Source organism: Streptomyces sp. Edi2 (assembly GCF_040253635.1).
GTDB lineage: Bacteria > Actinomycetota > Actinomycetes > Streptomycetales > Streptomycetaceae > Streptomyces.
In genome coordinates, this window is sequence record NZ_JBEJGX010000003.1 from 8,256,260 (window position 1) to 8,280,280 (window position 24,021).

The window sequence follows — 24,021 nt, forward strand, 5'->3', positions numbered from 1 at the left end:
TAAAGAAATTCCCAGGGATTCCCCATTTCGGTTGTGGTATTTGGTCGTTGAGCGGAAAGGTTCGGCGTGCTCCTCGCCCGGGGCGTGGAGGTCCGGCCGCTGAATTGGTCTTGACCACTCGCCGTTCGGCTCGGCGGCACTCCGGAAAGGCTGCGTGCAGCATCTATTTCTCCCCTCCGCTCGCGGTCCGGTGTGCGCGGTGAAAGGGAGGGTCCGCGTTCACGTCCGCGTTCATGTCGCCGCTCGCGTGCGCGTCGAAGCCTGGCGCCTTCGGTCAACTCCATTTGGATATCGCCTTGTTGGTGCGGTGGGCGGCGGGGCGAAACCCGGCGTCCTCCCATGTCACACGGCCGGAGTGGCGGGGTCGGAACCGGAGCGTTACGGCGTGTTCCGGAGTGAATTGACCGTTTCGGTACTGTCCGGAATGCCCGCCGCGTGACGGGGGTTCAGAGAGCGATATCACAGCACCCTTCCATATCGTTATTGCTGCGATTCTTGACGGTAGGCCCGGAGATGACGTTCACTTCAGCCGTTCATGGGCCGGTCAGGCGGCCCCTTTGGAGGTACCGGGAATGAATGCAATAATGCGGCGTGCCGTCACCGGCGCGATGGCGCTTTCGCTCGCAGCGCCGTTGGCGGCCTGTGGAAGTGATCAACAGGACACCGGTCCCGGCAAGGACTCCATTGGGCTGCTCCTCCCGGAGAGCAAAGCGGCCCGGTACGAGAAGTTCGACCGCCGCATTATTTCGTCGCGCGTTGCGTCCCTGTGCCTTGAATGCAAAGTCGACTACCACAATGCCGAGCAGCAGGTCGATGCCCAGAAGAGGCAGTTCGACGCCCTGGTGAAGAAGGGCGTCAAGGTCATCATTCTGGACCCGGTCGACGCCGCGGCGGCCAAGAGCTGGGTGGACTCGGCCGCCAAGAAGGGCGTCAAGGTCATCGCGTACGACCGGCTCGCCGAGGGCGATGTCGCGGCGTATGTCTCCTACGACAACGAGAAGATCGGCCGGCTCCAGGGGCAGGGAATTCTCGCCGCCCTCGGTGCCCAGGCAGCCGCCTCCGATGTCGTCATGATGAACGGCTCGCCGACCGACCCGAATGCGCCGTCCTACAAGAAGGGCGCCCATGCCGTCCTCGACGGCAAGGTCCGTAAGATCGTCTACGAGAAGGACATCCCCGGCTGGTCCGCGGCAACGGCCAAGAAGGAGATGGGCGACTTCATCGACGCCCATGGCGCGGAGGGCTTTGGCGCGGTCTACTCGGCCAATGACGGTATGGCGGGCGGTATCGCCGCGGCACTCAAGTCGGCCGGTATCAAGAATGTGCCGGTCGGGGGCCAGGACGCCGAACTCCCCGCGCTGCAGCGGGTGGTAGCCGGCACCCAGACCTTCACGATTTACAAGGAAGTCAGGCCGGAGGCCGAAACCGCCGCCGAAATCGCCTTCCGGCTGCTGCGGGGCAAGAGCATCAAGTCCCTCACGTCGGCCACCGCCGACAACAAGACCAAGTCCGGTATCCCCGCCCAGCTGTTCAAGGCGCAGATGGTCACCCGGAAGAATATGAAGAACACCGTCGTCCGCGACGGCGCCGTCCGCGTCGACCTGCTCTGCGCCGACGGCCTCGCCGCCGAGTGCAAGTCCCTCGACCTGGAGTGACCACCCCCGGTCAGGGGGAAGAACGGACCGGCCGTCCGAGCCGGTCGTACGCTGCCCGCGCCGTGCCTTCCCCCTGACCGCCCCGGAACACCTGACCGTCCTGACCGTCCTGACCGTCCTGGACAGCCGGACAGCCGGACAGCCGGACAGCCGGACAGCCGGACAGCCGGACAGCCGGACAGCCGGACAGCCGCCCGGCGCCCGCGAACGCCGGGGTGTCGGCGCCGGCGGTCACCTAAGGGACGGCGAGGCACCGCACTCCCGCCCAGTAGCGGCCGGCTCACCGCGATCCGGCCGCGCCCACCGCCTCGACCAGCGGCAGCATGCGATGCGGCACCCGCTCGCGCAGCGCCACCTCCGTACGGGTGCGGACCACGCCCGGCAGACTGATCAGCTGCTGGATCACATCCTCCAGATGCTCCGCGTCCCGTGCCACCACCCGGGTGAGCAGATCCCCGCCGCCGGTCGTCGAGAACGCCTCGATGATCTGCGGGACCTCCGCCAGCGCGTCGGCCACCTCCTCCAGATGGCCCTGGGTGACCTCGATGTGGACGAAGGCGAGAACGGGATGACCGAGCGCGGCAGGGGACAGCCGGGGACTGTAGGCGGTGATCACACCGTCCCGTTCCAAGCGGTCGAGGCGCGCTTGCACGGTGCCCCGGGCCACCCCGAGGAGACGTGCGTACTCCCGCACACTGGTGCGCGGCTGCTCCAGCAGCAGCCGAAGGATCTTGGCGTCGAGGGCATCCACGGACATGGTGCAACGGCCTCCTCACGAGGTCGGCGGGCTTCCTGGGGAGTCGTGACTGTACCCAGGGCCCCGGTGAAGGCAGTGCCGGGTGAGCAATCTGTGCTGCCCGCCGGTGTGGGGTTCCTTCGCGGCCGTGTACGCCGCCCGCCTACGCCGCCCGCCTACGCCGCGTACTACGCGTGGGGCCCGACACCGACCTTCCCGATCGTCAGCTCCGCGGTCCCCTCCAGCACGTACGCCAGCCGCTCCACCTGCAGGTCGAGTTCTGCGCGCTGCATGGCCGTCAGGGCGGTGCCCGGCTCGACGGTGACGGCCAGCCGGCGGCCGGACCGGCGCTGGTGCCAGACACCGCTCACCACGCCGTCGACCAGCAGGACCGGATAGTTGCCCGCCTGGCCGCTGGGGGTCAGCGCCCGCTGGGCCATGGCCCCCGGGTAGAGCCGGTCGCGTGGCCGGCCGGCCACCACGTAAGCGTCGAAGTACGGCAGCAGTCTCACCCCGCGCGGCGGTTCCCCGGGCATGTCGGTGTCGCCCGCGTTCACCCAGGCCGCCGTGCCCTCCAGCTCGACGCGCTGGAGGGCGCCGCCCAGGGAGTCGAACAGCTCGGTGGCCCAGCGCGGTGAGACATTGAGCCACCGCGCGAAGTGCTGCGGTGTGGCCGGGCCGTAGGTGTGCAGGTACCGCTCCACGAGCCGGGCCAGTGCCGCCGTGCCCGCCATGGCGCGGCCACCGGTCAGATGCTGCGGGTGGGTGTACGTGACCTTGCGGCCGCGGTTCGGGCCGAAGCACAGCTGCCCGCGGTGCGAGGCGAGGGTGATGGCCTGCCGCCAGCGCGGCCACATCCCCTGGAAGGCCGGCATGACCAGGTCACCGGCCCAGGGACCGGTGGCGTCTATGACGGCCTCGCTGAGCTCGTCGACGGTCAGCTCGGCGTCCCGCAGGGCCGCGCCGATGGCCGCGATGACCTCATCCGTCTGGCCGGGCGTCATCCGGATGTCCTGGGGGAACGGACTGGACGAGGGCGGCAGCGCGGTCAGGGCGCCCACCCACATCGGCAGGTCGGCCGCCGGCAACAGATGGACGGTCCCCCGCGGCCCGTACATCTTGATCAGCGCGGCCTCCTCCCACAGCGCCTTGCGGACCACGCTCCGGGTGATGCCCTCGCCCCGTATGCCGATGGACAGTTCGGCGGCGCTCAGCACCTGGGCGTGTGCACCGCACAGGGCGCCGGCGATCCCCGCGGCGTCCAGGTGCGGCGCAGGCGCGGCCAGGGCGCTGCGCTCCAGACGCCGGGCGGAGACGGCGGGCCACCGCAGGGGGACGGCCTCGCGCGTGGTGTCGCTCATCAGTGATCACTTCCTGTTCCTCGGCGCCGTCCCGGCGGCAGACGGACCGGTGAACCTGACCACGGACTGGCGAACCTCTACGGACTGGTGAACCTCACTATGGAGACTCGCTCCCGGCGTGTCCGGCATTCGCAGGTATCGGTCCCGCGCCCGGGCGCGACGAGACGGCGGGTCGGGGACGGCGGAACGGGGGACGGCGGGACGGCGGAGGCAGCCCCCGGGGGGGCCGACCCACAGACCGGTCTCTCGCCCCGGTCCCGCCCATTGGCCCCCTCTTGGCCCGGCGCGAGACCGCCCTGCTATACCAATGGCACAGCCTTTCCGGCCTCTGTTGATCAACATGCCGAAGAAGTGTTGTGATGGCCCCGTCGATGGCGCTGCGGATTCCGCGGCGCCTTTTTCATGCCGGATTTCATGCCGGAACGTCGAAGGGCGGAAAGCTGTGCTGAAGAGGATGTTCGTGGCTCCGGATCCGGGGTGGCTGCGGCTGCGCAGCGCCGCCCGGTCCGTCCTCGGCATCGGTCTGGCGGTCACCGTGTGCGGTCTCGCCGGGCACTCGCTCGTCGCGGCCATCACCGGCGGGCTCGCCGCGCTGCTCGCCCTCTTCACGGTCACCGACGCGACGGTCCGCGCGCAGCTGGTCACCACCGGCCTGCTGCCCGCGGTCGGCTTCCCGGTGCTCGCCGTCGCCGCGGTGCTCCACGACCATCCGGTGGGGCGGGGCGTGGTCTTCGCCGCGGTGGTGGGGGCGGGGGTCTACGCCCGCCGCTGGGGACCGCGTGGCCATGCGCTGGGGGTGTTCGCGTTCATGACCTTCTTCGCTGCGCAGTTCCTGCACACGGTGCCGGGCCAACTGCCCGAGCTGTATGCCGCGGTCGCCCTCGCCCTGGCCGCCTCCTCTCTCGTCCGCTTCGTGGTGTGGTGCTACGAGCGCGGGCTGCCCCCGGCCGTCCTGCCCGCCCCGCCGGCCGGCAGGGGACTCGCCAGGGCGACCACCCGCCAGGCGATCCAGGCCACCGCGGGCAGCGCCTTCGCCCTCCTCGCGGGCCAGCTGCTCTCCGAACAGCGCTGGTACTGGGCCGTGGGCGCCACCTGGTGGATCTTCGTGAACACCACCTCGCGCGGCGAGACGCTGGTCCGGGGCTTCCGCCGGACCCTCGGCACGGTGATCGGCATCGTCCTCGGTCTGCTCGTCGCCCTCCCGCTGCACGGCGCCGTCGTCCCCACGGCGGCCCTGATCGCGGTGAGCGTGTTCGGGATCTTCTACACCGCCGCCGTCTCGTATACCTGGATGATGCTCGCGGTGACCTTGATGGCCACGTTGCTGTACGGGCTGCTGGGAGTGCTGGACGCCGGTCTGCTCACGCTGCGTCTCGCCGAGACCGGTGTGGGGGCGCTCGGCGCGGCGCTGGCGGTGGTCTTCGTGCTGCCCGTCACCACCCATGCCACCACCGATGCCTGGATCGAGCGCGCCCTGCGCTGTGTGCACCAGTGCACCGCCGAGGCCGCCGCCCGCCTCGCGGGCTCCGCGACCGCCGACCCTGCCCCGCACGTCGCCGAGCTGGGGCCGTTGCTGAGCAGGGTGCGCCTGTCGCTCTCCCCGCTGGTGCACCCCCTGAGCCCGCTGCGGGCCCGCAAGGCACGGGCGCGTCAGGTGCTGGCGCTGCTCGACGACTGCGCCCATGAGGTGCGCGGGCTGGCCTCCATCGCCGCCGACCCGGAGGCCTCCCACGATGCCCGGCTCACCGCCTCGTGCCAGCGGGTGGAGGCCGCCGTCGAGGCGCTGACCACACCGCGCGGGGCACGCGAGGCGGGAGCCGCCGCCGTCGTGGTGGCGCACCCTCCCGCTGCGGAACCCGCGCTGGCCCACCTCCACGGCCTGGAGCGGGCGCTGGCCGAACTCTCCGCGCCGCTGCGCAGCTCGCCGCGCGCCCCCCTGGCCGACGCCTGACCACGGTCCCTCAGGAGGGACGCGGCGGGCCGTGCGCCTTTCCCGGCATCGCGTCCGGAGCGCTCCGTGACGCACGTACGGGCCTGCGGGCTCACGGCGGCGCACGCCCGTGGGCGGGAACCGGCCATCGCCACCGCGTTCCCGCCCCTGGCTGTTAGCGTCGCGGGGGCACCGTGACGGACACCTTGACGGCCACCTCGCCGGGGCACCTCCACGGGCACCCCGACGGGCAGGCGGACGAAGGGCGGACCAGTGACGAAGGGCGGACCAGCGGAGGCGGGCGACCACGGGCTGCGTGCGTACATCGGATCGTTCACCGCGGCCGGCGGCCTCGGCATCACCACCGCGGCCATCCACCCGGATACCGGCGCACTCACCCCGCTGCACTCCACCGGCGTCCTCCCCAACCCCTCCTACCTGGCCCCGAGCCCCGACGGCAGGTTCCTCTACGCGGTCAGCGAGACGCCGGACGGCACCGCAGCCGCCTTCGCCCTCACCCCGCAGGGGCCCCGCCTGCTCGCGCCCGCCGTCCCCGTGGACGGCGCCGACCCCACCCACCTCACCCTGGCCGACGGCCACCTCGTCACCGCCAACTACAGCTCCGGCAGCGTCAGTACGCTCCCCGTACGGGCCGACGGCACGCTCACCGGCCCCGCCACGGTGCTCGCCCACCGGGGCAGCGGCCCGCAGGCCGACCGCCAGGAGGGCCCGCACGCCCACGCCGTCCTGTCCGACCCCGGCGGCCGCTGGCTGCTCAGCGTCGACCTGGGCACCGACTCCGTCCGCAGCTGCGTCCTGGCCCCGGCCGACGGGACACTGTCGGTGCACGCCGAGACCCGGCTGCGGCCCGGGAGCGGCCCGCGCCACCTCGCCTTCCACCCGCACGGTGACCGTGCCTACGTCCTCAACGAACTCGATCCGACGGTCACGGTCTGCCGATGGGATGCCGCTGCCGGTGCGCTGACGCCGCTGGGGGAGACCCGCCTCCTCCCGGACGGGGACGACGACGCCGGCACCTTCCCCTCCGAACTGGTCGTCTCCCTCGACGGCCGCTTCGCCTGGGCCGCCAACCGGGGCCACGACAGCCTCGCCGTCCTTGCCCTCGACGGCGACACCGCCACCCTCGTCACCACCGTCCCCTGCGGTGGCCACTGGCCCCGGGACCTGGCGCTGCACCCCGACGGCCGGCACCTTTACGCCGCCAACGAGCGCTCCGGTGACGTCACCTGGTTCACCGTCGACCCGGCGACCGGCATCCCGGCCCGGGGCGGATCCGTCGAGGCGCCGGCCGCCTCCTGCGTGGTCTTCGCCTGAGCCGCCAAGGGCGGCCGTCCCACGCCGGCGGTAGCCGTCTCACCCCTGCGGAAAGCGCCCGCCGAAGTACACCTGTGTCTCGGCGAGACGGCCGTCCCGCACCGTCATCACCTCGACGTTGCGATGCCGCTCGCCCGTCTTCAGCTCGTACTCGTACCGGACGAAGACCTGCTCGCCGTCGAGGGACACGGCGTCGAGAATCTCCTGCGAGCGCAGCCGGTCCGCCGTGGGGAAGCAGATGCCGAGGAATGCGGCCTTGCCGATGTGGTCGTCCTGCGGGCTGGTGAAGACGAAATCCTCGGCGAGCAGCCGGTCCATGGCGGCACGGTCCTGGGTGAGATAGGCCGCGAAGGCGGCACGGACGAGGTCGACGTTCGACATGAACTTCCTTCCGTGGGCGGCCCGCTCACGCCACGAGGGGCGAGCAGCCGGCGAATGGCCTCTGCAGGACGGTAGACCTCGTGGTGCTCCCGGACTCATCGGTCGGCGCGTCAGGCGTACGGCAAGCCCCCTGTGCGGGCACCTGACGGGCGTACACCCCTCGGCCCGACTGCGTCTCGGCCGCCGGCCTCCCGGGCCTCCTGACAGGCAACTGCGCCGCTCGGAGCGGAATCGGACGTATCGCCTCCGCCTGGACACGGCAGCCGGGCAAGGCGACGGGGGAGGGTGACGGGCAGGGCGATCGGACGGTGGCGGGGCAAGGCGGCCGGACGGCGGCGGGGCGGGGCGTCCCGGCAAGGTGCTCGGCCAGGCGGCGGAGCACGACGACCGGGCACGGCGAGCAGGCACGGCGCCCGGGAAGCCGGCCGGACGCGACGAAGGGCCGCCCCGCGCGCTGCGCGAAGACGGCCCTTCCGGGAGCGGCGTCCGCTCCGGGGAGAGTCCTAGCGGACCGGTGCCCCCTGTGCCTGCGTCGGCAGGGTGATGCCCACCGCCGCCGCATAGTTCGACAGCGCCAGGCGGCCGACCGTGCCGTAGGCGCCCAGCGCCTCGGCCGAAGCGCAGCCCGCCTCCGCCGCGGCCGCCCCCAGAAGGCCGTCGGTGATCTCCGGGCCGATCAGGTACGGGGCCAGCGCCAGCTGCTGCGAACCGGACTCGCGCAGCTGCTCGGCCGTACGGGAGATGGCGCCCTCCTCGTCCAGGGCGGCGGCCAGCACCGGCACCGCGAGCCGTGCGGAGAGCAGCATGCCGGTGATCCCGGCGGCCTGCACGGCCTCCTCGCCGCCGACGGTGGCGAGGATGATGCCGTCCGCCGCCGTGGCGACGGTGAACAGCCGGGCACGGTCCGCGCGGGCCAGACCGGCCTCGGAGAGCCGGACGTGCAGCGCCTCGGCCAGCAGCGGGTGCGGGCCGAGCACATCGGTCAGCTCGGCGCCGGAGCCGCTGTTCATCATGGCCTGGCGTATCCGGCGCAGCAGGGCGCTGTCCGGTCCGGCCAGCAGCGGCACCACCACGGCGGCGGGGCCGGGGTCGGGCTGCCCGTCGGCGCCCGCCCGGGCCTTGTGCTCGTTGGCGGCCTGCGCCAGCACGGCCTCCAGGGACGGGAACTCGTCGTCGCCGCCGTCCACATAGCCGATCCGGGCGTCGAGGCCCGGGAGCTCGGAGCGGGCGATGCTGGAGACCTCTTCCGCCAGGCTGCGCGAGGCGCTGGAGGGGGTGCCGGGCACGGCCAGCACCAGCGCGGGCGCACCCTCGGGTGCGGCCAGCGGTTCCGGCTTGCGGTGGCGGCCGGACTGCCGTCGCGGCATACGTACAGGCAGGCCGGGTGCGGCTCCCGGGCTCGGGGGTGCGGCGTCAAAATCGGGCGAGCCAGGTGCGGGCCCAGTGGGGGAACTCATGGCGCCGCATGCTAACGGTTCGGACCACCCCTGCGCGGAGGGAGGGTTCGGTGAAGAGGTATCCGTCCCGATTTATCCCGCGCGTCACGCCCGCTACCCCGGCGCAGGCCGTGTGATCTGCAACAACTGCGCATCGACGGGCAGTGTCAGACGGTCTGCGGCCAGTGCCGCGGCGATGGCCAGCGCCCCGTCGAGCGGACTGCCGGCCGCGGCCGCCGGACGGGCGTGCGGCAGCCGCTCGGCCAGCGCCCTGCGCAGCGGCGCCAGCAGCGGTTCGCCCAGGCCGAACAGCCCGCCGGTGCAGCCGACCGCGGTCGCGTCCCCCGCCGGGCAGACCGCGGCGGCGGCATCGGCGATATGGCCCGCCGCGGCATGCATGATGCCGCGGGCCACGGCGTCGTCCTCGGCGGCGCAGTGGGCTACCTCCGGGGCGAACGAGGCCAGTACGGCGGGCCGGTCGGGGCGCGGGTAGAGCATGCCGGGCAGCCCGGAGACCGTCCCGAACACCGCTTCCGCGCGCGCCAGGAGGGCGGCGGAGCCGTCCGTCCGTCCGTCGTACGCCCGCATCGCGGCCTCCAGTCCGGCGCGGCCGATCCAGGCGCCGCCGCCGCAGTCGCCCAGCAGATGGCCCCAGCCGTCCGCCCGGCGCCAACCACCCTCCGCGGTCAGATCCGTGCCCAGGGCGATCATGCCGGTGCCCGCGGCGACGACGGCACCGGGCCGCTGGCCCAACGCGCCGGCGTACGCGGTCACGGCGTCCGCGGCGAGGGCGAGGTGGTGTACCCCGAACGCGGCGGCCAGCGCGCCCGGCAGCCGGGCCCGCAGATCCCCGCCGAGAGTCGCCATACCGGCCGCTCCCACGCACACCGCGGCAAACCCGTGCACGCCCGTCTCGCGCCGCAACTCCTCTGCGGCGGGCAGGAGTTGGGACAGCAGGTGTTCCGCATCGATCCCGGCCGGGCCGGTGCGCACCGGCTCGCGGCAGGCGCGGGAGGCGAGCGGCCTGGCATCGAGGTCATCGGCGCGGGCGACGGCGACCCGCAGTCCCGACCCGCCCGAGTCGATCCCGAGCACCCCGGGGAAAGGGCCGGACCCGAGGGCGCCCGGGGTGCGGCCCGCGGGCTCACCCAAAGCCGCGGGCGTCCTGCTTGAGGGCGGTGTCGACGGTCAGGGCCGTGGCGACGACCAGGCTCAGCAGCGGGTCGGGCAGCTGGTGGTGGATCTGCAGGACGTAGTTGTCCGCCGTCGTGAACATCGTCTTGGCGAGGCCTTCCCAGGTCTTGGTGATCCGGGCGACCTCGGTGTCGGCGTGGTCCACGATGGCGAAGTTCCAGGCGCGCCAGTTCTCGGCCTTGATGGCGCCGATCTGCTGGCCGTTGACCATCAACGCGAAGTTGATCTTCCCGATGGCGTTCTGCTGCACGATCTCGCCGACCGGTGAGCCGTCCGGACGCTGCACGATCACCTTGGACTTGAGGATCTTCGCGGGGCGGGTCAGGATCAGCTGCGGCTGGCCGTAGGCGTCCCGGATCTCCAGCTTGTGGGTCATGTACTGATCGAGACTGGAGACGACGCGGAGCACCTTCTTCGCCGTGCTCTGGCCGACCTGGACGACCGCACCGATCGTGTTGCCGTGCTGGTCGAAGACGCTGTACTCGTTGCTGACCTCGATCAGCTTGGCCTTCTGGTTGACCACCAGCACCGGCTCGGTGAACAGACTGCCGCCGCCCGGCCCGCCGGGTGCGACCCCGGCCTGCTGCTGCACAGCCCCCGGATGTCCGCCCGGCATCGGCTGCTGCCCGTACGGCTGCTGCATGGGCTGTTGCATCGGTTGCTGCATCGGCTGGCTGGGCGCCTGCTGGCCGGGCGCCTGCTGGGGGTGGCCGTAGCCCTGCTGACCGTACGGTGCGCCGCCGTGCTGCTGACCCGGATACGGGGCCTGGCCCGGCGCCTGCTGCGGTGCGGACTGCTGCGGCATCTGCTGCTGCGGGGCCTGCTGCTGGGGAGCCTGGTGCGGTGCGGCCTGCGCAGGGCCCGGCTGCGGTGCCTGGCCCCGGTCGGAAGCCGCGGGCTGTTGTCCCGGGTGGGTGTGCTCGGTCCACTGGGACCCGTCCCACCAGCGAAGTTGGTGGGGGGTGCCCTGCGGATCGGCATACCAGCCCGCAGGGATGTTCGCATTCGTCATGCCAGGCACACTATCTCCCGGTGTCAGGGGAGCCTCCAGTCGACGGGCTGTGCGCCCTGCCGCACCAGGAGGTCGTTGGCCCGGCTGAAGGGCCGCGAGCCGAAGAAGCCGCGGTCGGCGGACATGGGGGAGGGATGCGCGGACTCGACGGCCGGCAGATCGCCCAGCAGCGGCCGCAGATTACGCGCATCGCGCCCCCACAGCACCGACACCAGCGGGCGCTCGCGCGCCACCAGTGCGCGGATGGCCTGCTCCGTCACTTCCTCCCAGCCCTTGCCGCGGTGTGCGGCGGGCTTACGGGGTGCCGTCGTCAGCGCTCTGTTCAGCAGCAGCACGCCCTGCTGCGTCCACGGGGTCAGATCGCCGTTCGACGGGCGGGGCAGGCCGAGGTCGGAGTGCAGCTCGCGGAAGATGTTCTCCAGGCTGCCGGGCAGCGGACGCACCTCCGGCGCCACGGAGAAACTGAGCCCGACCGCATGCCCCGGTGTGGGGTAGGGGTCCTGTCCGACGATGAGCACCCGCACCTCGTCGAAGGGCTGTTGGAAAGCGCGCAGCACATTGTTACCGGCCGGCAGATAACTTCGCCCCGCGGCGATCTCGGCCCGCAGGAAGTCGCCCATCGCGGCGATCCGTCCGGCAACGGGCTCAAGTGCCTTGGCCCAGCCCGGTTCGACAATGTCTTGGAGAGGTCGTGCAGCCACGGGATCACCCTACTGGCCGTGGCCCGCTCCCGATCAACCGATGGCCAACACCCAGGCCGTCTCCCCTCCCGGCTTCCCTCAGGCCACCGCGGCCGCCCGTACGCACAGCACGTCCGGCAGATGGGAGGCGAGCTGCTGCCAGCTGTCGCCGTCGTCCGCGCTGGCGTACACCTCGCCGTTGCGGTTGCCGAAGTACACCCCGGCGGGATCGGCGTCATCGACCGAGAGCGCGTCCCTGAGCACCGTGCCGTAATGGTCCTCCTCCGGCAGCCCCTCGCTCAGCGCCTGCCAGCTGTCACCGGCATCGGCCGTGCGGTAGACCCGGCAGCGGTTCCCGGCCGGCACCCGGTCGATGTCGGCGGTGATCGGGAAGAGGTAGGCGACATCTCCCCTGTGCGGATGGGCGGCCACGGCGAAGCCGAAGTCGGAGGGCAGCCCGCCGCCGATATCCGTCCACTGCGCGCCGGCGTCGTCGCTGCGGTAGACGCCCCAGTGGTTCTGCAGATACAGCCGGTCGCGGTGCACCGGGTCCTGCGCGATCTTGTGGACGCACTGGCCGAACTCCGGATGCTGGTCCGGAAGGAAGACCGCCTTCACGCCGTTGTTGGACGGGGCCCAGCCGGCGCCTCCGTCGAGGGTGCGGAAGACCCCGGCGGCGGAAACGGCGACGGTGACCGCGTCGGCGTCCCGCGGGTCCGTGACCACCGTGTGCACGGCCAGCCCACCGCCGCCCGGCTGCCATCTCTCCCGGCTGGGGTGGTCCCACAGCGCCCGCACCAGCTCGAAGGTCTCGCCGCCGTCCTCGGAGCGGAACAGGCCGCCGGGCTCGGTGCCCGCATAGACCACCTCGGGGGCGGCGGGGCCGGCCGGATGCAGCTGCCACACCCGTTCCAGTGAAGTCCCGGTGTACTCCGGGTACTTGACCGCGGGGCGGGAGGGCTCGTGCCAGCTCTCTCCCAGATCGTCGGAGTGGAACACCGAGGGACCCCAGTGCGCGCTGTCCGCCCCGGCCAGCAGCCGGGGCGTGGCGCGGCGGGTGTCGATCGCGAGGGAGTACACCGCCTGCGCGGAGAAATGCGGACCGCTCACGTCCCAGTCGCCGTGCCGTCGACGGCCGATGAAGAGCCCTTTGCGCGTGCCCACCGCGAGTACTACGTCAGTCATGCCGGAACACCTCCGGGACGCCGTTGTCTCAGATAGGGGCAAGTCTGCACCCGGCCACTGACAATGGCGTCCCGGACGGTATCCGCGCAGGTCGGACGGTGCGGCTCCCGTTCCTGCCACGGCTGCCGCACGTCCTCCCGGCGGCCTCAGACCGCCCGGTGGTACTGCTGCGGCACGGCGGCCCCGGCACCCAGTTCCCGTGCCGCGTGCTGCGCGAAGCTGGGGGACCGCAGGAGTTCCCGGCCGAGCAGCACGGCGTCGGCCTGGCCGTCCGCGATGATCTTCTCCGCCTGCCGCGCCTCGGTGATCAGACCGACGGCGCCCACCGCGAGACCGCTCTCCTTCTTGACCCGCTCGGCGAACGGCACCTGGTAGCCGGGACCCGTGCTGATCTTCGCGTCCGGCGCGTTGCCGCCCGTGGAGGTGTCCAGCAGGTCGATGCCGTGCTCGTGCAGCTCGCGGGCGAAGCGCACGGTGTCGTCGGCCGTCCAGCCCTCGCGGGCGTCGCTCTCGTCCTCGGTGAGCCAGTCGGTCGCTGAGATCCGGAAGAAGACCGGCAGCTCGTCGGGCCAGACCTCCCGTACGGCGTCCACGACCTCCAGTGCGAACCGCGTCCGGTTCTCGTACGAGCCGCCGTACTCGTCGGTGCGCCGGTTGGTGAACGGGGAGAGGAACTCGTTGATCAAGTAGCCGTGCGCACCGTGGATCTCGGCCACCTCGAAGCCGGCCGCCAGCGCCCGCCGGGCCGTCGCCCGGAACTGCGCGACGATCTCTTCGATCTGCGCCACGGTGAGCTCCGCGGGGGCCGCGAACCCCTCGCCGAACGGCACCGGGCTCGGCCCGACCGGCTCCCAGCCGTACCGCTGACCGGGGAGGATCGGCGCACCACGGTCCACCCAGGTGCGCTCGGTGGACGCCTTCCGGCCTGCGTGGGCGATCTGGATTCCAGGGGTGGTGCCCTGGTCCTTGAGGAAGCCGGTGATGCGCCGGAAGGCCTCGGTCTGGGTGTCGTTCCACAGCCCGAGGTCGTACGGACTGATCCGCCCCTCGGGGCTGACCGCGGTGGCCTCCGTGAGGATGAGGCCGGTGCCGCCCGCCGCCCGCGCGGCCAGGTGCTGGAAGTGCCAGTCGCCGGGCGCCCCTTCCGCCGGGCCCTCGGGGGCCGCGGAGTACTGGCACATGGGTGCCATCCAGAGGCGGTTCGGAACGGTCAGCGCGCGAAGGGTGATGGGCTCGAAGAGGGCGCTCACGGCGGGCTCCTGTACCTGGAGGCGAACGGGTGCCGGCCGGCCCCGCACTCATACGATAGGAGTCGTACTACGGTGGATGTCAAACTACGACGCTTCTCGTACAATAAGCGGGCGGCGGCGCGCCAGGCCCCACCGAGCCCCGCAGACCGAGCCGCAGGATGAGTCAGGAGCCGTCATGCCGACCGAAACGACCTCCGCGCGGGCTCCGTCGGGCTCCCGGTCGCTGGAGCACCCGGCCCGTGCGGACATCCGGCTGGCCGATGTCCTGCATGCGCTCGCCGACCCCGTGCGACTGCGGATCGTCTGCGCGCTGGCAGCCGCGGAGGGTGAGCTGAACTGCGCGGACATCGAACTCCCGGTCAGCAAGTCGACCTGCACCCACCACTTCAGGGTGCTGCGCGAGTACGGCGTCATCCAGCAGCTCTACCGCGGCACGGCCAAGATGAACGGGCTGCGCCGGGCCGATCTGGAAGCGCTCTTCCCCGGCCTGATCGACGGTGTGCTCCGGGCGGCGGATCTGCAGGCCGGCCGCCTCGGGGAGGGGTAGCGGGGCTGCCGGGAGTGCCGGGAGTGCCGGGAGTGCCGGGAGCGCCGGGAGTGCCGGGGCGGCCGTCGGGAATGGCGGGACCGCTCCGGTCCGGCGGGCCGGAGCCCGACGGACCGGTGTCAGGTGCACCGGGGCTCGGCCGAACGGAGCCCGGCGCCGCGGAACCCGGCGCCCCGACCCGCCCGCGGATTCAGCGGGTCAGGTCCGCCGCCCCCGCCGCTTCCAACAGTCCCGCCCAGTCCGGAAGTTTGACGGTGCCGCGCCCCAGCCCGCGGCCCCACTCCGCCTCGGCGGCCTCGATGGCCAGCCAGCCCGGCCACGGGACCGGCCGCTGCCCCGCCCGGATCAGCGCGGCCACCGGGTCCTCGGCCGCCTCGCGCACCGCCAGCGCGGGGGCATCGGCCAGCAGCGACTGCGCGGTCTCCTTGGCGCAGGGCCGGTTCGTGCCGATCACCCCCGTGGGGCCCCGCTTGATCCAGCCCGCCACATACGCACCGGGCAGCGGCGCCCCGTCCCGCAGTACCCGCCCCGCCTGGTGCGGCACCGTTCCGGTCGCCTCGTCGAACGGCAGGCCGGGCATCGGCGTCCCCCGGTAGCCGACCGAACGCAGCACCAACTGCCCCTCGATGTCCTCGAATTGGCCGGTCCCGGTCACTCCGCCGTGCCCGTCGGGTGCCGTCCGCTCGAACCGGACCGCGCGCACCCCGGTGGCGTCCCCGAGCACTTCGACGGGGCGCAGGAAGAACCGCAGATGAATGCGGCGCCCCGGTCCGGTGGCCCTCGCGTCCGGACCTGCCGGGGCCGCCGGCCGCTCCGCCCAGCCGCGCAGCACCTCGATGTTCCGCCGCCCCATCGCGGGCAGTCCGCCCGGGTCCCGGTACGCCGGATCCAGCGCCAGCTCCTCGGGCCGTACGCACACCTCCGTATCCGGAAGGGAACCCAGTTCCCGAAGCTCCTTGGTGGTGAACTTGGCCTGGGAAGGGCCGCGTCGGCCGACCATCCAGACATCCTGGACGCGGCTGTCCGCCAGCGCGCCCAGCGGGCCCTGCGGCATATCGGTGGCGGCAAGCTCGGCGGCACCACGGGACAGCATCCGCGCCACGTCCACCGCCACATTCCCCACGCCGATCACCAGGGCGGACCGCGCCGCGAGGGTGAAGCGGACGGCGGCCGCATCCGGGTGTGCGCTGTACCAGGCGACGAACTCGGTCGCCGGATGGCTGCCGGGCAGCTCCTCACCGGGGATGCCCAGATGCCGGTCGGTGGCGGCGCCCACGCAGAACACCACCGCATCGAAGATCTCGCGCAGTTCCTCGACGCCCAGCCCCGGCGCTCCCACCTCGATGTTCCCCAGGAAGTGCACCCCGGGGTGCTCCAGTACCGTGCGCAGGTTGTTCTGCAGCGATTTGATCTTTTCGTGGTCCGGCGCGACGCCGTAGCGCACCAGACCGTACGGGCAGGGCAGCCGGTCCAGGACGTACACCTCGATGTCCGGTACGGTCTGCTGCTCGATCAGGGACTGGGCGGTGTAGACGCCGCTGGGTCCAGAACCGATCACTGCGACACGAAGCACGAGTGGCCCCTTCCGCGGAATACCCCCAGGATCGCACCGGCGGACGCGCGGCGGGAGATGCGCTATCGGGGTTGCTCCCGGTGGGATGAGCGTGCCGCGCTACTGGGCCGGGTGAGCGGGGGGCTAGGTTTTCAATGTGTCGGAAAGTGACTTTTATACCGTTAATCACCGATATGAAGCCCAGGACGCGCCATGGGAGTGGCCCACGTGGGAGCTGCGGGCGCACGGCTCGGCCGCGCCCGCTCTCGCCCCCGGCCCCGCCGCCCCGGACGATCCCGCCGGATCGCGGGGCCCCGGGTGTCCGCTGCCCCGGCTCGATCCGCTGGGCCCCTGGTGCAGCGCCCGGCTGACGTTCGCCGACGGCGCCCGGGTCGATGTCCTTGTGACGGTCTCCGACGACCACATCACCGTCGAGGACGTACGGGCCGACCCACCGCTGACCCTCGCCGGCCTGACCGACCTGGCCCGCTGGATCGAAGGCCCGCTGGACGACGCCTTCCGGGCCGCCACGGGGCAGCCGCACAGGAACCGGCCCGCGCCCCGGCAGCCCGGGGGGCCGGTGACCACCTCGGTGGAGCCGGAGAGCGGGCCGCGGACGGGGCCGCGGACGGGGTCGCAGAACGGGCCGCAGGCCGGGCCGCACGCGGCGCCGTTGGGGGGCGCGGCAGCCGAGCCGGTGACCGGGCCGGGGTCGGGGGGCGAGCCGCGGGGCGAGCCGGGGACGGAGCCGGAGCCGATGGGCGCTGGACAGGGGGCGGCGACAGGGGGGTGTGTGGTACCTGCGACGCAGGGGGAGGCCGTCCCGGAGGAAGGAACGACGGGCGAGGGAACGACGGGCACCATCCGGGGAGACGGGGTGCTTCACGGGGCGGAGGCGGGCACCGGCGCCGGGCGCCTCGCTGAGCAGACCGCCGAGCCATCGGCATCGGCCGGACCGCCCGACGAGCCCTCCGCCGGGAAGCCCTCCGTCCCTTCCACCTCGCCTGCCGCGCCCGCCCCGGCCGTTACGCCGGCGACTGTCCCCGTCTCCACGTCATCGGCAACGGCGGTACCGGCGGGGTCGTCGACGTCGCCAGAGTCGCCCGAGCCATCGACGTCAGAGCCGTCGGCGTCAGAGCTGACGGGGGCAGAGTCGTCAGCGTCGCCCGACCCGTCGACGCCATCCGGGTCGTCCGCCGCGGCCCCGCCGTCCGGGCGTGCCCGTTCCACCGTCCTTGCCCGGTCGCGGGCCGGTGAGCGTCGCAGGGTCGCCGCGGACGCGTACCGCCGGGCTCAGCGGGAGGGGAACGATCCGGTGCTGGCCGTCATGCTTGCCACCGGCCGTAACCGTCGAAGATCGCTACGTCTGATCGCCGGTGCCCGTGACGAAGGCCTGCTGACGCCACGTCACAACAAGCGCTGACCGGCGAAGCTAGGGGGTGTCTCCCCGGTAAGGAGCCTGCACCTCCCCGGCGGCGTGGGGTTCGCCCAACTCCCAGTCCAGTCCGTACCGTTGGAACAGCTCGGCGCGCAGTCGCACCCGCGGCATCGAGGCTCCCGGCAGCAGCATCGCCACCGCCGCACCCATCAGCAGCGCCCGCAACAGCGGATAGTCGGCCTCGGGGTCCGGGGAGCCGTACGCCACGACCGTCTCGCGGAGCAACTGGGCCAGCCGTTGCTGCTCGGGGCACTGGATGAATCCGTCGGCCGTCAGGATTCCCGCCAGATGCGTCCGCATCAGCAACGGGCGGTCATGCGCAAGGCCCAGGATCGCGTCGATGGCCCGCGCCAGCAGCTCCCGTCCCGCCTCCGGCCCGCTCGGCCGTGGCGCGCGCTCCAGTGCCGCCTGCAGCGTGAGATGCATCAGCCGGTGGACGGCGGACTGGAGGAGCTGACGCTTGCCGGGGAAGTAGTACGACACCAGTCCCCGCGCGACCCCCGCCCGCTGGGCGATGTCCCCGAGCGTCGTGGCCTCGAAGCCGCGCTCTCCCACCAGCTCGACCGTCGCCTGCAGCAGCCGTTCGCGGGACCGCCGCCGCAACTCTTCATTGACCGATGCGCTGCGGGGAGACATCCTGTAACTCCTGCGTTGACTGGCTCAGGGCCAATATACTTCGTATAATGCAGGGTTTCGTCCATGGACGAAACCCGGTCGAGCTGCCCGGATCGGGCGACGCGGGGGATCGCCCGAACCGGGTGAGGATGGGGCCGGCGGCGGTCTCGCGACCTGCGTCTTTGCGGGTCAAGAGGCCGCCCGTCGGCTCGCATCGGGAGACGGGTTCGGGCGGCGCCGGTCGCCTCTGATCGTACTCTCGCGGGTCTTCGGACAGATTCCTGATGGGACGTCAGGCCGCCCGGTGATCCGCCGCCCACGCATCGGTGCCATGTGAGGAAACACCACTCGGCGCCGCTCGGGAGATGTCTCGGAACGTGGCCCGCCGGCTGCGGGCGACCCCGTGGGAGCGGCCGGCGCCCGAGGGCGGCTACGAGGCGCTCATGAGCTGCGGCTTCCAGGGCCTGTCCGCAGGGCGCGCACCGGAGAAAGCCTCGCGGTGCGGCGGTCATGTTTGTGCGAGACCCTGAAGATCAGGGGAGCGCGCCCGACAGTGGTGCTGCATTTCCAGCGTGATCCAGCGTGACACCGCACCCGGTCGAGGAGGGCGGGCTGTGATGAGCGAGGCAGAGAGAAGCGCCACGGGGCGGAGCCAGGGCGGGACGGCTCCGCTGTCGGCGATCACATTGCGGGTCAACGATCAGGTGCGGCGGCTCGAGGTGGATCCGCGGACCTCGCTGCTCGACGCACTGCGCGAACACCTGCGCCTGAGCGGCACCAAGAAGGGGTGTGACCACGGGCAGTGCGGCGCCTGCACGGTGCTGATCAACGGCCGGCGGGTCAACTCCTGTCTGACGCTCGCCGTCATGCACGAGGACGACGAGGTGGTGACGATCGAAGGCCTGGGCGATCCCGAGGGCCTGCACCCCATGCAACGCGCATTCGTCGAGTGTGATGGCTTCCAGTGCGGCTACTGCACTCCCGGCCAGATCTGTTCGGCCGTCGGCATGCTCGCCGAGGTGGAGGCGGGCTGGCCCAGCCACGCCACCGCCGAGGTGGCCTCGTCGCGGATCGCCTTGAGCAACGAGGAGATCCGCGAGCGGATGAGCGGCAACATCTGCCGGTGCGCCGCCTATCCGAACATCGTGGCGGCCATCCGCGGCATCGCGGAGGGAGGCCCGGAATGAGGTCCTTCACCTACGAGCGGGCGACGGACGCACAGGCCGCCGTCGCCGCGGTGTCCAGAACCGGCGCGAAGTTCATCAGCGGCGGCACCAATCTGCTCGACCTGATGAAGCTCGGCATCGAGCACCCCAGCCATCTGGTCGACATCAGCCGGCTTCCGCTGCGGGAGATCGAGGAGCTGCCGGACGGCGGACTGCGCATCGGCGCCCAGGCGGGGAATTCCGACGTGGCCGCCGATACCCGGGTGCGTACCCGCTATCCGGTGCTGTCGCAGGCGCTGGTGTCCGGCGCCTCGGGGCAGTTGCGGAACAAGGCGTCCACCGGTGGAAACCTGTTGCAGCGCACCCGCTGCCCCTACTTCTACGACCCGGCCGCGGGCTGCAACAAGCGCAACCCCGGATCCGGCTGCTCGGCCATCGGCGGTTTCAACCGGATCCACGCGGTCCTCGGCGCCAGCGAGTCCTGCATCGCCACCCACCCCTCGGACATGGCCGTCGCGATGACCGCGCTGGAGGCGGAGATCGAACTGCTCGACGCCGACGGGTCGGTGCGCCGCGTCGCCATCACGGACTTCTACCGGCTGCCGGGCGATACACCGCACATCGAGACCGTGCTGCGGCCCGACGAGATGATCACGGGGGTGCTCCTGCCTCCGCCCCTGCCGGGCCGGCAGCTCTACCGCAAGGTGCGTGACCGGGCGTCCTACGAGTTCGCGCTGGTCTCCGTGGCGGCGGTCGTCTCGACCGGGCAGGGAACCATCAGCGAGGCGCGGGTGGCGCTCGGCGGAGTGGCGCACAAGCCGTGGCGGTCCCTCGAAGCGGAGGCCGAACTGGCCGGCCGTCCCGCCACGATGGCCACCTATCGCGCCGCCGCCGAGGCCGCCATGCGTGACGCCGTGGGGCAGGGGGACAACGACTTCAAGATCGAACTGGCCCGGCGCACGCTGTGCCGCACGCTGGCGCAAGCGGCCAGGTCGAGCTGAGGAGGCGAGATGATCGGGCAAGGCCTGAACCGCGTTGACGGCCCGTTGAAGGTCTCCGGCCGGGCCCCCTACGCCTACGAGCACTGGGAGGCCGGCCGGCCGCTGTACGGGGTCATCCTCGGCGCGACGATCGGCAAAGGCCGCATCACCCGGATCGACACCGAGGACGCCGAATCCGCAGTCGGCGTCCGTATGGTGATGACGTACCACAACGCCCCGGTGCAAGGCCCGCGTGATGAATCCATCCCGTTGGAGTACTGGCGCGCCCAGCCGGAGCTGACCGGCCCGGAGGTTCACTATTACGGCCAGCCTGTGGCACTCGCCGTCGCCGAGACCTTCGAGCAGGCCCGAGCGGCCGCCGATCTCGTCGACGTGGAGTACGCGGTCGGGCGGGGACGGTTCGACTTCTCTGCGGACGACGAGGAGACGTACATCCCGAAGGTGGTCAACGCCGGGCTTCCCACCGACACATCGGTGGGCGATTTCGATGCCGGATTCGATGACGCCGCGGTGAGAGTCGACCAGAACTACACCACGCCGTACGAGTTCTCGATGCCGATGGAACCGCATGCGTGCCTGGTGGAACCGCGTGGCGAGGACCTGGTCGTCTACGTCAGCAGTCAGATCGTCGACGCGGCACAGTCCTCGGTCTCCGCCACGCTGCGGATGGACCCCGCGCGGGTTCATATCGTCAGCCCCTTCGTCGGCGGGGGATTCGGCTCCAAACTGGGCATCCACGCCGAGACGATCCTGGCCGCGCTCGCCGCCCGCGAGCTGCGCCAACCGGTCAAGGTCGCGCTGACCCGGCAGCAGGTCTTCCAGCTCGTCGGGCTGCGCCCCACATCGAGCCAGCGGGTGCGGCTGGGCGCGGGGCGGGACGGACGGCTGAATGCGCTCGCCCATGACGTCACCATGCACACCAACCGCGACCTGGAGTATGCCGAGCAGACCGCCGCCACGACCCGCAGCCTCTACGCTGCGCCCCACCGGCTGACCAGCCACCGGCTCACGCCGCTCGATCTGCCGCGCGGGTCGGACGTCCGCGCGCCGGGCGAGGCGCCGGGCCTGCTGGCGGTGGAGTCGGCGATGGACGAGCTGGCCGATGAGCTCGGGATGGACCCGGTCGAGCTGCGGATCCGCAACGAGCCCACCGTCGATCCCGAGCGGGACGTGCCCTACAGCGACCGGCATCTGGTCGACTGCCTGCGCGACGGCGCGCGCCGGTTCGGCTGGGGGCGCCGCCCCGCCACCCCGGCGAGCGTGCGGGACGGCAGGTGGCTCGTCGGCTACGGCATGTCGGCCGCCATCCGCGGGCATTTCCAGGGGCCGACAGCGGCGCGGGTGCGACTGGAGGCGGACGGCACCGCCGTCGTCCAGTCGGACATGACCGATATCGGTACGGGCACCTACACCATCCTGACCCAGGTCGCGGCCGAGGGGCTGGGGCTGCCGCCCGACCGGGTGCGGATCGAGCTCGGGCGCTCCGAGCTGCCCTCCAGCTGGGGGTCCGGTGGCTCGTGGGGCGCCGCCAGCTCGTGCACCGCGGTGCACCGGGCGTGCGTGGTCCTGCGGGAGAAGCTGCTGGTCGCGGCGCGTGGCGACGCGGGTTCTGCGCTGCACGGCCTGGACCCGGCCGGCGCCGTGTTCTCCGACGGCACCGTGCGCATCGGCGACGCTTCCCAGGCGATGGGCGAGATCGTCGCCCGCCACCATCCCGACGGTGCGGAGGCGGAGGGCACGACCCTCTTCATGGGCGATGACCCGAACTACTCGGCCTACTCGATCCACACCTACGGCGCCCATTTCGCCGAGGTGGGGGTCGACGCGGACACCGCCGAGATCCGTCTGCGGCGGATGCTGGGCGTGTTCTCGGTGGGACGGGTGCTCAACCCGAAGACGGCCCGCTCGCAGCTGATCGGCGGCATGATCTGGGGGGCCGGCGCGGCCCTGGAGGAAGAAGCCGTGGTCGATCTGCGATCCGGCGCCTTCGTCAACCGGGATCTCGCGCAGTACCTGGTTCCGGTCCATGCCGACATCCCCGATGTCGAGGTCGTCATCCTCGACGGGTACGACGACAAGGCCAACGTCCTGGGCGCAAAGGGCCTAGGCGAACTGGGCATCTGCGGGTCCGGTGCGGCGGTCGCGAACGCGGTGTTCAACGCCACCGGGACGCGCGTGCGCGAGTTCCCCATCACGATCGAGAAGGTGCTGCCGGGGCTGCCGCCCGTCGAGTGCTGAACCCGTGACGGACCGTCCCGTCCTGGCCCACCGGTCAGAGCCCCCCGGTCCGGGGCTCAGCGCAAGCCGGCGCGAGAGGACGCAGCGCGGGAGGATGGTTGAAGGTGTGGGCGAGCTCGGCCAATTCGTCGCGGCCCTTCTCCTCGACCCGGATGCTCAGCTCGCCGGTGGCCAGCCTGCGTACCGGGCGCAGCACAGTACGGGCCGCGAGCAGCGCCAGCAGGGCGGCCAGCAGCACCACGGGCACCAGGCTGCCCTGCACGCTGCACACCTGACCGGCGGCTTTTCCGGTCGTCCGGGCCGGCGAGGCAAGGAACGCTCTCGCCGCGCCGAGCCCAGGCCCAGGTGTGCTGTCCGGACAGCACACCTGGCTAGCCACCGGTGGTGAAACGGGCCCGCCACAGGTCGCGGAGCAACGCGATCTCGGCCATGTGGTGGATGAATTCGAGGTTGGCCCCCGCCAGCACGGCGATGAAGGGGTCGTCGGGATCGGAGCCGTACGGATACTGCGAGAAGCCGACCGTGTCGAGCTGCTCGTCGGTGACGGTGGCGACGCTGTCGCGCCAGCGGTCGATCAGCGTCCAGAACCGCTCCAGCGCCAAGGCGGCGGAGGGGGTGAAGTCCACCAACAGCTTCGGCTCCTGCCGCCGTGCGCCGAAGGCCCACTCCCATCGGCCCGCGAAGCCGGAGTGCAGGTGCGCCAGCCGCCACGCGATGGTGGCTACCGGTGTCTCGTCGGGCTCCGGCGTACCGGTGTGGGCAAGGACCTGCTCGACCCGCTCGACGCTCACGCTCCAGTCATCGGCGATCTTGGCGACGCTCATACCGCCGGCGGCCTGGCGGGCGACCTCGGCGTACTCGCTCGCCGGAATGTCCGGGGCGCCCTTGTCGAGCACCCACTCGCCCGGCCCGTACGCCCTGGGCGTGGCCGCTTCGCCCCGGCGCCGGATGGACCAGCAACCGGCCACCGGCTCCCATAGGTACTCCTCGTCACCGAGCCCCGTCAGCCGCACCTGGGCCATCTCCCTGGCCTGGTCGAACTGGTCGAGCAGCAAGCCCAAGCGGTCGGTCCGCGCGCCCCCGGTCTCCCTGCCTGGCTCCTCGGTCCCCATGGGTATCCCGGTCTCCATGTCTCACTTCCTTGGTCGCCGCGTCGTGCATCTCACCGCGTTCAGGCGGAAGTTAACGGCTCGGCGCGCGGGCCGCGACCGATTTCCCCGCCCACGAAGGGGTGCGGCACCACCCGCATCACCGCACTCGTTCGGGCCGTCCGCCCCCTCCATGTGACCCGCTCGCGCCGAGGCCGGAA

The 24,021-nt window shown here is 72.1% G+C and carries 20 protein-coding genes and 1 pseudogene; 8 read left to right on the forward strand and 13 right to left on the reverse strand.

Annotated features, from left to right (window positions below; genetic code table 11):
* The first annotated feature begins 572 nt into the window (after positions 1 to 572).
* The gene (locus tag ABR737_RS39465) at positions 573 to 1,655 is read left to right on the forward strand and encodes a sugar ABC transporter substrate-binding protein (RefSeq protein ID WP_502964446.1); all 1,083 of its coding nucleotides are present in this window, start codon (positions 573 to 575) and stop codon (positions 1,653 to 1,655) included.
* Positions 1,656 to 1,935: 280 nt separating this feature from the next.
* Here ABR737_RS39465 and ABR737_RS39470 read toward each other — a convergent pair whose 3' ends face one another.
* Both ABR737_RS39470 and ABR737_RS39475 read right to left on the reverse strand, forming a co-directional pair.
* Complete coding sequence (locus ABR737_RS39470) at positions 1,936 to 2,412, reverse strand: Lrp/AsnC family transcriptional regulator (RefSeq protein ID WP_350255962.1); 477 nt, start codon at positions 2,410 to 2,412, stop codon at positions 1,936 to 1,938.
* A 167-nt stretch (positions 2,413 to 2,579) separates the two neighbouring features.
* The gene (locus ABR737_RS39475; protein ID WP_350255963.1) at positions 2,580 to 3,752 is read right to left on the reverse strand and encodes a winged helix DNA-binding domain-containing protein; all 1,173 of its coding nucleotides are present in this window, start codon (positions 3,750 to 3,752) and stop codon (positions 2,580 to 2,582) included.
* 442 nt (positions 3,753 to 4,194) lie between these two features.
* Between ABR737_RS39475 and ABR737_RS39480 the strand changes: the two genes are divergently transcribed.
* Positions 4,195 to 5,703, forward strand: a complete 1,509-nt coding sequence (locus ABR737_RS39480; protein ID WP_350255964.1) for an FUSC family protein — start codon at positions 4,195 to 4,197, stop codon at positions 5,701 to 5,703.
* A 252-nt stretch (positions 5,704 to 5,955) separates the two neighbouring features.
* Positions 5,956 to 7,017, forward strand: coding sequence for a lactonase family protein (locus ABR737_RS39485; protein WP_350255965.1), 1,062 nt, complete (start codon positions 5,956 to 5,958; stop codon positions 7,015 to 7,017).
* 39 nt (positions 7,018 to 7,056) lie between these two features.
* On the opposite strand, the gene ABR737_RS39490 is transcribed toward ABR737_RS39485, so the two are convergent.
* From ABR737_RS39490 to ABR737_RS39520, 7 genes are all read right to left on the reverse strand, one after another.
* A complete protein-coding gene (locus tag ABR737_RS39490; protein WP_350255966.1) occupies positions 7,057 to 7,398 on the reverse strand; it encodes a nuclear transport factor 2 family protein in 342 nt (113 codons plus the stop codon).
* A gap of 503 nt (positions 7,399 to 7,901) precedes the next feature.
* Positions 7,902 to 8,855: a sirohydrochlorin chelatase gene (locus ABR737_RS39495; protein WP_502964447.1), complete on the reverse strand. Its 954-nt coding sequence runs from the start codon at positions 8,853 to 8,855 to the stop codon at positions 7,902 to 7,904.
* A 93-nt stretch (positions 8,856 to 8,948) separates the two neighbouring features.
* Positions 8,949 to 9,986, reverse strand: a complete 1,038-nt coding sequence (locus tag ABR737_RS39500; protein WP_350255968.1) for an N-acetylglucosamine kinase — start codon at positions 9,984 to 9,986, stop codon at positions 8,949 to 8,951.
* Complete coding sequence (locus tag ABR737_RS39505) at positions 9,979 to 11,040, reverse strand: LURP-one-related family protein (RefSeq protein ID WP_350255969.1); 1,062 nt, start codon at positions 11,038 to 11,040, stop codon at positions 9,979 to 9,981. Before ABR737_RS39505 ends, ABR737_RS39500 begins: the two co-directional genes overlap by 8 nt.
* Positions 11,041 to 11,063: 23 nt before the next feature.
* A complete protein-coding gene (locus ABR737_RS39510; protein WP_350255970.1) occupies positions 11,064 to 11,741 on the reverse strand; it encodes a uracil-DNA glycosylase in 678 nt (225 codons plus the stop codon).
* Positions 11,742 to 11,819: 78 nt separating this feature from the next.
* On the reverse strand, positions 11,820 to 12,905 hold the full coding sequence (locus ABR737_RS39515) for a WD40/YVTN/BNR-like repeat-containing protein (RefSeq protein WP_350255971.1): 1,086 nt from the start codon (positions 12,903 to 12,905) through the stop codon (positions 11,820 to 11,822).
* Positions 12,906 to 13,051: 146 nt separating this feature from the next.
* Positions 13,052 to 14,155, reverse strand: a complete 1,104-nt coding sequence (locus tag ABR737_RS39520; protein WP_350255972.1) for an NADH:flavin oxidoreductase/NADH oxidase — start codon at positions 14,153 to 14,155, stop codon at positions 13,052 to 13,054.
* A 175-nt stretch (positions 14,156 to 14,330) separates the two neighbouring features.
* Between ABR737_RS39520 and ABR737_RS39525 the strand changes: the two genes are divergently transcribed.
* On the forward strand, positions 14,331 to 14,702 hold the full coding sequence (locus tag ABR737_RS39525) for an ArsR/SmtB family transcription factor (protein WP_350255973.1): 372 nt from the start codon (positions 14,331 to 14,333) through the stop codon (positions 14,700 to 14,702).
* A gap of 190 nt (positions 14,703 to 14,892) precedes the next feature.
* On the opposite strand, the gene ABR737_RS39530 is transcribed toward ABR737_RS39525, so the two are convergent.
* On the reverse strand, positions 14,893 to 16,275 hold the full coding sequence (locus ABR737_RS39530) for an FAD-dependent oxidoreductase (protein WP_350255974.1): 1,383 nt from the start codon (positions 16,273 to 16,275) through the stop codon (positions 14,893 to 14,895).
* Positions 16,276 to 16,411: 136 nt separating this feature from the next.
* Here ABR737_RS39530 and ABR737_RS44025 point away from each other — a divergent pair, with 136 nt between their 5' ends.
* Complete coding sequence (locus tag ABR737_RS44025) at positions 16,412 to 17,677, forward strand: DUF6214 family protein (RefSeq protein WP_502964448.1); 1,266 nt, start codon at positions 16,412 to 16,414, stop codon at positions 17,675 to 17,677.
* A gap of 9 nt (positions 17,678 to 17,686) precedes the next feature.
* On the opposite strand, the gene ABR737_RS39545 is transcribed toward ABR737_RS44025, so the two are convergent.
* A complete protein-coding gene (locus tag ABR737_RS39545; RefSeq protein ID WP_350255975.1) occupies positions 17,687 to 18,328 on the reverse strand; it encodes a TetR/AcrR family transcriptional regulator in 642 nt (213 codons plus the stop codon).
* 596 nt (positions 18,329 to 18,924) lie between these two features.
* Here ABR737_RS39545 and ABR737_RS39550 point away from each other — a divergent pair.
* From ABR737_RS39550 to ABR737_RS39560, 3 genes are read left to right on the forward strand one after another with little or no spacing between them, the layout of a single operon-like run.
* Positions 18,925 to 19,494, forward strand: coding sequence for a 2Fe-2S iron-sulfur cluster-binding protein (locus ABR737_RS39550; protein WP_350255976.1), 570 nt, complete (start codon positions 18,925 to 18,927; stop codon positions 19,492 to 19,494).
* Positions 19,491 to 20,474: an FAD binding domain-containing protein gene (locus ABR737_RS39555; RefSeq protein ID WP_350255977.1), complete on the forward strand. Its 984-nt coding sequence runs from the start codon at positions 19,491 to 19,493 to the stop codon at positions 20,472 to 20,474. The genes ABR737_RS39550 and ABR737_RS39555 overlap by 4 nt, the downstream gene beginning before the upstream one ends.
* Before the next feature lie 9 nt (positions 20,475 to 20,483).
* Positions 20,484 to 22,712: a molybdopterin cofactor-binding domain-containing protein gene (locus tag ABR737_RS39560; RefSeq protein ID WP_350255978.1), complete on the forward strand. Its 2,229-nt coding sequence runs from the start codon at positions 20,484 to 20,486 to the stop codon at positions 22,710 to 22,712.
* A 97-nt stretch (positions 22,713 to 22,809) separates the two neighbouring features.
* Here ABR737_RS39560 and ABR737_RS39565 read toward each other — a convergent pair.
* Positions 22,810 to 22,977 (reverse strand): annotated as a pseudogene (locus tag ABR737_RS39565) (HAMP domain-containing protein); the annotation flags it as partial.
* A 106-nt stretch (positions 22,978 to 23,083) separates the two neighbouring features.
* Positions 23,084 to 23,842 (reverse strand): DinB family protein, encoded by a 759-nt coding sequence (locus ABR737_RS39570; RefSeq protein WP_350255979.1) that lies wholly within the window; start codon positions 23,840 to 23,842, stop codon positions 23,084 to 23,086.
* Positions 23,843 to 24,021: the final 179 nt, after the last annotated feature.